We start from the raw sequence: 7,247 nt of genomic DNA, 5'->3' as shown, positions 1-7,247 counted from the left end.
TACTGTCCTATTTTGATTTTAATTGACTATATTTTTGAAATGTCGCACTTGGTCAGGCGATGTAGGAGCGGTAGCGTGGGCTTTGTCCACGGATTGCTTGAAACATAAAAAGGTCGTCTGAAACTGTATTTCCCAGTTTCAGACGACCTTTGGTTTCGGAAAAGCATAGGGTGATACGGTATCACTATACTTTAGACTTCAAGCCTTAACGCCAGTAGCGCCACCAAGGCATGTCGTTTGGTTGCCATTGGTGTTGCAGGAACGGGCTTTGCGGGAAGTTGGTTTCCAAGACGCGGCGGGTATCGGCGGCGAGTTGGGGTTTTTCCAGTTTCTTGTAGGCAAGCTCCATCATGGCGAGGGCTTCTTCGACGTAGCGGGTGTTTTGGTAACGCTCGACGATTTTTTGGGCACGGTTAACAGCGGCAAGGTAGGCGCCGCGTTTCATGTAGTAGCGGGCAACGGAGATTTCGTTACCGCCCAATGCGTCCACCAGCTTCGCCATGCGCTCGGTTGCGTCGGCGGCGTATTTGCTCTCCGGATAGCGTTGTACCAATTCGGCAAATGCTTGATATGCGCTGCGGTTGGCTTTAGGGTCGCGGTCGGACCAGTCTTGAGAGGCGAGTTTGTTGAGGAAGGATTGGTCTTCGTTGAACAAAACCAAGCCTTTGAGGTAAAGCGCGTAATCCATATTCGGATGTTGCGGGTGATGACGCTGGAAGCGGTCGATGGCGGCGAGGGCTTTTTCAGGCTCGTCGTCTTTGTAATAGGCGTATGCGGTGTCCAGCTGCGCCTGTTGCGCGTAGCGGCCGTTGGGGAAGCGGGATTCTAAAATTTCGTATAACTTGATGGCTCGCGTATAATTGCTGCTGTTCAACTCGTCATGCGCTTCGGCATAGAGTTTTTCCACGTTCCAATCTTGTGTGATTTGCGCGTCTTTATCGACCGTACCTTTATTGCTTGCACAGGCACCGAGTGCCAGACTTAACGAAACTACTAAAAGAATTTTTTTCATGCAGAATACTTCCTTTGATAATGAAGCCGATTATAGCGACGATTTAGACTTTACGTCAGCCCCCGAAGCAGAAAGTTGTGTTAATTTGACTGTTCCGCTGGAGCTTGCGGGCGGGCGGCTGGATGCTGTGTTGGCAAAGCTTATGCCTGATTATTCGCGCAGCCGCCTGACATCGTGGATTAAAGAAGGCGCGGTTATTGTAAACGATAAGCCTGCCCAACCCAAAGACAAAATGATAGGCGGAGAATCCGTCAGCGTAACGGTACGTCCGAGCGAAGAGAATCTTGCGTTCAAACCTGAAGCGATGGATTTGGATATTGTGTACGAAGACGATACCGTCATCGTCGTCAACAAACCCGCCGGACTGGTCGTCCACCCCGCCGCAGGCAACTGGACGGGGACACTGCTCAACGGTCTGCTGGCGCATTGTCCCGAATTGAGCCAGATTCCGCGCGCGGGCATCGTCCACAGGCTCGACAAGGAAACCAGCGGGCTGATGGTGGTCGCCAAAACCCTGCCTGCACAAAATTCCCTCGTGCAGCAGCTTCAAGAACGCACGGTCAAACGCATTTACCGCGCCGTCGCCAACGGCATCGTCCCCTTTGACGGCAAAATCGAAACCCAAATCGGACGAGATCCGCACAACCGCCTGAAAATGGCGGTCGTCAAATTCGGCGGCAAACCTGCCGTTACCCACGTCAAAGTGTTGGAACGCTATCTCGCCCACAGCTACATCGAATGCTCGCTCGAAACAGGCAGGACGCACCAAATCCGCGTCCATATGCGCGAAGCCAACCACCCGCTTGCTGCCGACCCCGTTTACGGCAACCTGCGCCATCCGTGCAGTGAACCGGTGAAAGAAGCCGTCAAAAGTCTGGGCGCGCGTCAGGCTTTGCACGCCTACCGCTTGAGTTTCGTCCATCCGAAAACCGGCGAAACCGTTTCCTTCGAAGCCCCGATTCCCGACGATATGTATCACCTGCTCTCCGTCCTGCGCCTCGAGTCAGGCTTGGATTCGTCTTTGAGCAACGAAGAAGAATGGCAGGACAAACTCGGCACGGATGACGACGATGATTGGAACGAAGACGACTACGATGTCGAAGTGGTTTATGTGAGGGATTAAATAGGTGTTTTCAGACGACCTTCATGCAGAAGGTCGTCTGAAAACAATATTCTGTTCAAGTTAACAAAATAGCAGATCAAATATGAATATAGAAATGTTTGACAGATTGTATCTTCAATTATTTCAAGAAAATAAAGAAATACTTGATCAGATCCGAGACACTGATGATGAAATTGGAGCAGTCCTAAGAATACATTTAATTTGTGAGCAGTTTTTAGAGATTTACATATGCAGCTTTTGCAACCAAGAAAAAATGTTTTGGTTTCAAGAAAAAGGGAATAGCGAAGAGCAAAAAATCACTATCAGTTTTGATCATAAATTAAAAATGGCTAAGTCTTTAAAACTGCCTGACTGGGGATACAATATATTCGCAAATGTAAATACTATCAGGAATCGGCTCGCTCACCGGATTAATGGTCAAATTGATTACACAAGATTAGAAAGCATCTTGAGCTTTATTAAATCAGATGTCGAACCGCTTATTCCATTTCATAAGCATTTTTTGGATAAATTTAGTCTCCCAGATCATTCTGAAGAAAGTGGTCTCTTTAAATTTCTAAATAAAATAAAAACATCTGAACCTAGAATGACATTAGTTCTATCTATTTATTACACATTAATATTCCTTAATTTAAAGATTCGGGAAAAATATGAAACAAATGAATAAATTTTAACTCCAGCTGACTGAAAACCCGTTCCCGACATAGCATGAAAACCATCACAGAAACCCTAAACCTCGCCCCGCAAGGCAAAAACTTCCTGACAGCCGATTGGCCTGCGCCTGCCAACGTGAAAACCCTGATTACCACGCGCAACGGCGGCGTCAGCCAAGGCGTGTATCAAAGTTTGAACCTTGGTTCGCACGTCGGCGATGATCCCGATGCCGTGCGCCGCAACCGTGAAATTGTGCAGGAACAGGTCGGTCTGCCCGTTGCCTATCTCAATCAAATCCACAGCACCATCGTCGTCAACGCTGCCGACGCATTGGGCAACACGCCCGACGCAGACGCTTCGGTGGACAACACGGGCAAAGCCGCCTGCGCCGCGATGACTGCCGACTGCCTGCCTGTCTTGTTCTGCGATAAAGCCGGGACGGTCGTCGCTGCCGCACACGCGGGCTGGCGCGGTTTGGCGGGCGGCGTATTGCAAAACACCATAGCCGCAATGAATGTCGCGCCCGTCGAAATCATGGCATATCTCGGCCCTGCCATCGGCGCGGACGCATTCGAAGTCGGACAAGACGTGTTCGACGCATTTTGTACGCCCATGCCCGAAGCTGAGGACGCATTCGAAGACATCGGCGGCGGTAAATATCTTGCCGACATCTACGCACTGGCGCGTTTGGTTCTGCGCCGCGAAGGGGTGGACATGATTTACGGCGGCACACACTGCACAGTCCTGGAGCGCGACACTTTCTTCTCTTACCGCCGCGACGGACAAACCGGCCGCATGGCCAGCCTGATTTGGTTGGCGGAATAATGCGCGGTAAACCGTGTATCCGATATTTGACTGAAAAAAGTCGTTGTTAAACGTATCGGTTCCAATATCGTTAAGGTCGTCTGAAAATATCGGTTTCCTCAATTTCAGGAACGGTTTTCAGACGACCTTTGTTCGTTGTATCCTTTAGATACAGTGGATTAACTTTATAGTGGATTAAAATAAAAATGAGACAAGGTGGCAACGCCCGCCGTGTACGGGTAGTACATAAGGGCGTTGGCAACACCGTATCATTGCAATTTTAATCCACTATAAATCAGGACAAGGCGACGAAGCCGCAGACAGTACAGATAGTACGGAACCGATTCACTTGGTACTTCAGCACCTTAGAGAATCGTTCTCTTTGAGCTAAGGCGAGGCAACACGCCGTACTGGTTTAAAGTTAATCCACTATAAATCAGGCGGTATTTGTCATTGCATATGACGCTATTGAGGTCGTCTGAAAACAAGGAAACCGTATGTTTGATTTGCACCGTGCTTTAACCGCTGACGGTATTGCGATATGCCGTCCTGCCGACTATGTTTCGGGTAAGAAGGCGTCGCTTGAAGATTATTGCCGTGATGTGATTGCACTTTTAACCGACTATCCGCCCGCCTGTTTTTACTTCGTCCGCTTTTCCGATGAAACGGTGTCTATTGATACGCCGCTCGGTGAGGTGCGTTGTTTCGGTAAGTACGGTTACGGCGGAGCTTATTTTGTTGCTGGTGCGGACGGACGGGTGTGGCTGTATTCACCCGAGGCGAAAAATGCTTGGGAGAAGGAACTGGTGTTTGCCGGCAGCAGTTTGGATTTGTTTGTGCAGACTTATTGCCGTTTGATGGCGGAAGTGTTCCTGCTCAAGTCAGGCTTTGTTCTAGAAGGCGGGTTGCCGAAAGATGGAGAAATAACCGAAAACTTGACCCGTTGGCTGGAGCAAGCCGATCTTGAAGCGGCTGCGGAAGATGCTTTTTGGGGACAGTTGCTGTATGAGCTGGAGGAGGGCTTTTTTCCGTTGATGGATAATCCTGTTACGCGGAATGTCGGTATGCCGGAGCATCGTTATCTGGAGGCAGAGAGGTCGTCTGAAAAATTGTAAAACTTTCCGTTGAAGAAAAGTAATATAGAGACCCAAGCCATCCAAAATCAATTTAACGCTGTATCTGCGTAACATGACGGTCAATGCTATGAACGATAAACTGATTCAAACCTTTGCCCAAACTTTTGGTCTTCCTTACAAGCAAGAGCCGCAGGAATTGCCGCCGTTGGAAGGCGGGCCGCATCTGCATTTGGGCGCGTTGGACGGGTTTTACCGCTATATGGACGGCGCGTGGCGGAGTGAAAACCTGCTTGCCGATTATTGGCTGGAAATGGAAACCCTGTTTTTGCAATGGCTGACTTATGCAAGGCTGCCGGATATTTGGAACGATTGGGCGTTTGGCTGGGACCTCAAAGCCGAACAATATCTGCCGATAGAAGGCTGGCGCGAAGAATGGGCAGTGTTTGGCGTAATGTCTGACGATTCGATTCTTTTTGCCGATACCGCTTCACCTGACAGCCCTGTTTATTGGCTGATGACCGGTTACGGCACGGTAGAAAAACGCCGCCTTGTTGCGCCGTCCGTGGCTGCATTGATGCAAACTTTGTTGGCTATTTATGATTTTGAACAGAAATGGCAGGCGGAGGGCAGGGCGATTTATGATGAAGAAGGCTGTTGTATGGTTGCAGAATTGAGCGCGGCATTGCACGATTTGCTGTACAGAGAACTGCCGCCCGAATGCGCGGCAGGGTTTGAAGAAGCGTTTTGGGGATGATGTTGGCTTGAGGTCGTCTGAAAAAACAAATAGCAGATTAAGGAAATTCTGATGAACACCGTTTCCATCCAAAACCTTTCCCACCGCTACGGCAAGACCCTTGCGCTTGACGGTGTGTCGCTGGACATTCCGAAAGGCGCGACGGTCGGTTTGATCGGGCCGGACGGTGTGGGCAAATCGACGCTGCTCTCGCTGATGGCGGGTGTGAAGGTGATTCAGGACGGGCGGGTGGAAGTGTTGGGCGGCGATATGGCGGACAAGGACGTGCGGCGGGATTTGTCGCACCGCATCGCCTTTATGCCGCAGGGTTTGGGGCGCAACCTGTATCCTACCTTGTCGGTGTATGAGAATATCGATTTCCATGCGCGGCTCTTCGGTTTGGACGGGCAGGAACGCACGCGGCAGATTGCGCGGCTGATGGAGGCGACCCGCCTTGCGCCGTTTTCCGACAGGGCGGCGGGCAAGCTATCGGGCGGGATGAAGCAGAAGCTGAGTTTGTGCTGCGCACTGGTGCACAGCCCGGATTTGCTGATTCTGGACGAACCGACCACGGGCGTGGACCCTTTGTCGCGCCGCCAATTTTGGGCGTTGGTAGACGATTTGCGGCGGGAACACGCGGGCATGACCGTGATTGTGGCGACCGCCTATATTGAAGAGGCGCAGCGTTTCGAGCGGCTGCTGGCGATGGACGCGGGCAGGCTGCTGGAAAACAAGCCTACTGCCGACGTGCTGGCGGATTACGGCACCGACGTGTTGGAAGAGGCCTACGTCAAAATGCTGCCGCCGGAGAAACAGCAGGGTTCGGGCGGTTTGGACATTACGCCGTTCGTCCCCGATCCCGATGCGCCGCCCGCGATGGAAGCGCACGGGCTGACCAAGCGTTTCGGTGATTTTACTGCTGTGGACCATGTCAGCTTCACCATTCAAAAAGGCGAGATTTTCGGCTTTCTCGGCAGCAACGGCTGCGGCAAGTCCACCACCATGAAAATGCTGACCGGTTTGTTGGAAGCGACCGAAGGCGCCGCCACGCTGTTGGGCAAGCCGATAGACGCGGGCGGCTTGGACACGAAAATGCGCGTCGGCTATATGTCGCAGGCGTTTTCGTTGTATGAAGAACTGAGCGTGCGCCGCAATTTGGATTTGCACGCCAGACTCTACCAGATGGGTGCTAAAGGCGCGGCGGCGGTGGAAGAAGCCCTGCAACAGTTTGATTTGGCGGACGTTGCCGACACCGCGCCCGCATCGCTGCCGCTGGGCATTCGCCAACGCCTACAACTGGCCGCCGCCTGCCTGCACCACCCCGAAGTATTGATTTTGGACGAACCGACTTCGGGGGTCGATCCAGCCGCCCGCGATATGTTCTGGCGGCATCTTCTGAAACTCTCCCGCGAAGACAAAATCACCATTTTCGTTTCGACCCACTTTATGAACGAAGCCGCCCGCTGCGACCGCATTTCCTTTATGCACAAAGGCCGCGTGCTGGCGGTGGGCACGCCCGCCGAACTGGCGGCAAGGCAGAATGCGCCGGATTTGGAAGAAGCGTTTGTGCAGTATCTGATTGAAGCGGAAGGCGGGGAAGGTGGGGAAAGGTCGTCCCGTCAGGAGGCCGCGCACTCTGAAAGTGAACAGCGCGAGTTTCGCCAAAATACAGACGGCGTGCGTGAACAAAGTTCACACACCCTACCAGCGGAAACCCCGACCGTAGGGTGTGTGGCGCAAGCCACGCACGCGGAAGGGGAATCGGACGACAGGCATTCTGAACTTTCAGACGACCTTCAAGGAAAAGATATAGGGTCGTCTGAAACCCAAAACGGCGTGCGTGAA

Annotated in this window: 7 protein-coding genes; 6 read left to right on the top strand and 1 reads right to left on the bottom strand. The window is 52.0% G+C overall.

The window, feature by feature from the left end; translation table 11 throughout:
* Positions 1 to 205: 205 nt before the first annotated feature.
* On the bottom strand, positions 206 to 1,012 hold the full coding sequence (locus tag HMPREF3050_RS01995) for an outer membrane protein assembly factor BamD (RefSeq protein WP_070773265.1): 807 nt from the start codon (positions 1,010 to 1,012) through the stop codon (positions 206 to 208).
* Here HMPREF3050_RS01995 and rluD point away from each other — a divergent pair.
* From rluD to HMPREF3050_RS01965, 6 genes are all read left to right on the top strand, one after another.
* The gene (gene rluD / locus HMPREF3050_RS01990) at positions 1,011 to 2,135 is read left to right on the top strand and encodes a 23S rRNA pseudouridine(1911/1915/1917) synthase RluD (protein ID WP_070773264.1); all 1,125 of its coding nucleotides are present in this window, start codon (positions 1,011 to 1,013) and stop codon (positions 2,133 to 2,135) included. The genes HMPREF3050_RS01995 and rluD overlap by 2 nt on opposite strands.
* 82 nt (positions 2,136 to 2,217) lie before the next feature.
* A complete protein-coding gene (locus HMPREF3050_RS01985) occupies positions 2,218 to 2,802 on the top strand; it encodes a hypothetical protein (protein ID WP_070773263.1) in 585 nt (194 codons plus the stop codon).
* Positions 2,803 to 2,843: 41 nt separating this feature from the next.
* Positions 2,844 to 3,614 (top strand): peptidoglycan editing factor PgeF, encoded by a 771-nt coding sequence (gene pgeF / locus HMPREF3050_RS01980; protein ID WP_070773262.1) that lies wholly within the window; start codon positions 2,844 to 2,846, stop codon positions 3,612 to 3,614.
* Between the two features lie 476 nt (positions 3,615 to 4,090).
* A complete protein-coding gene (locus HMPREF3050_RS01975) occupies positions 4,091 to 4,708 on the top strand; it encodes an SUKH-4 family immunity protein (protein WP_070773261.1) in 618 nt (205 codons plus the stop codon).
* 88 nt (positions 4,709 to 4,796) lie between these two features.
* Positions 4,797 to 5,423, top strand: coding sequence for a hypothetical protein (locus tag HMPREF3050_RS01970; protein ID WP_070773260.1), 627 nt, complete (start codon positions 4,797 to 4,799; stop codon positions 5,421 to 5,423).
* A 51-nt stretch (positions 5,424 to 5,474) separates the two neighbouring features.
* Positions 5,475 to 7,247, top strand: a 1,773-nt coding sequence (locus tag HMPREF3050_RS01965; RefSeq protein WP_141758380.1) for an ATP-binding cassette domain-containing protein, incomplete at its 3' end; no start/stop codon positions are given.

It is taken from the genome of Neisseria sp. HMSC065D04 (assembly GCF_001815675.1).
In the GTDB taxonomy this organism is placed as follows: domain Bacteria; phylum Pseudomonadota; class Gammaproteobacteria; order Burkholderiales; family Neisseriaceae; genus Neisseria.
Note: the sequence above shows the minus strand (reverse complement) of the source record. Positions and strands in the feature narration are given on the sequence as shown.

Excerpts from the sequence above, each read along its gene's own strand:
- rluD (WP_070773264.1), top strand. The coding sequence starts at position 1,011 with ATGCAGAATACTTCCTTTGATAATGAAGCCGATTATAGCGACGATTTA.
- HMPREF3050_RS01995 (WP_070773265.1), bottom strand. The coding sequence starts at position 1,012 with ATGAAAAAAATTCTTTTAGTAGTTTCGTTAAGTCTGGCACTCGGTGCC.
- HMPREF3050_RS01985 (WP_070773263.1), top strand. The coding sequence starts at position 2,218 with ATGAATATAGAAATGTTTGACAGATTGTATCTTCAATTATTTCAAGAA.
- pgeF (WP_070773262.1), top strand. The coding sequence starts at position 2,844 with ATGAAAACCATCACAGAAACCCTAAACCTCGCCCCGCAAGGCAAAAAC.
- HMPREF3050_RS01975 (WP_070773261.1), top strand. The coding sequence starts at position 4,091 with ATGTTTGATTTGCACCGTGCTTTAACCGCTGACGGTATTGCGATATGC.
- HMPREF3050_RS01970 (WP_070773260.1), top strand. The coding sequence starts at position 4,797 with ATGAACGATAAACTGATTCAAACCTTTGCCCAAACTTTTGGTCTTCCT.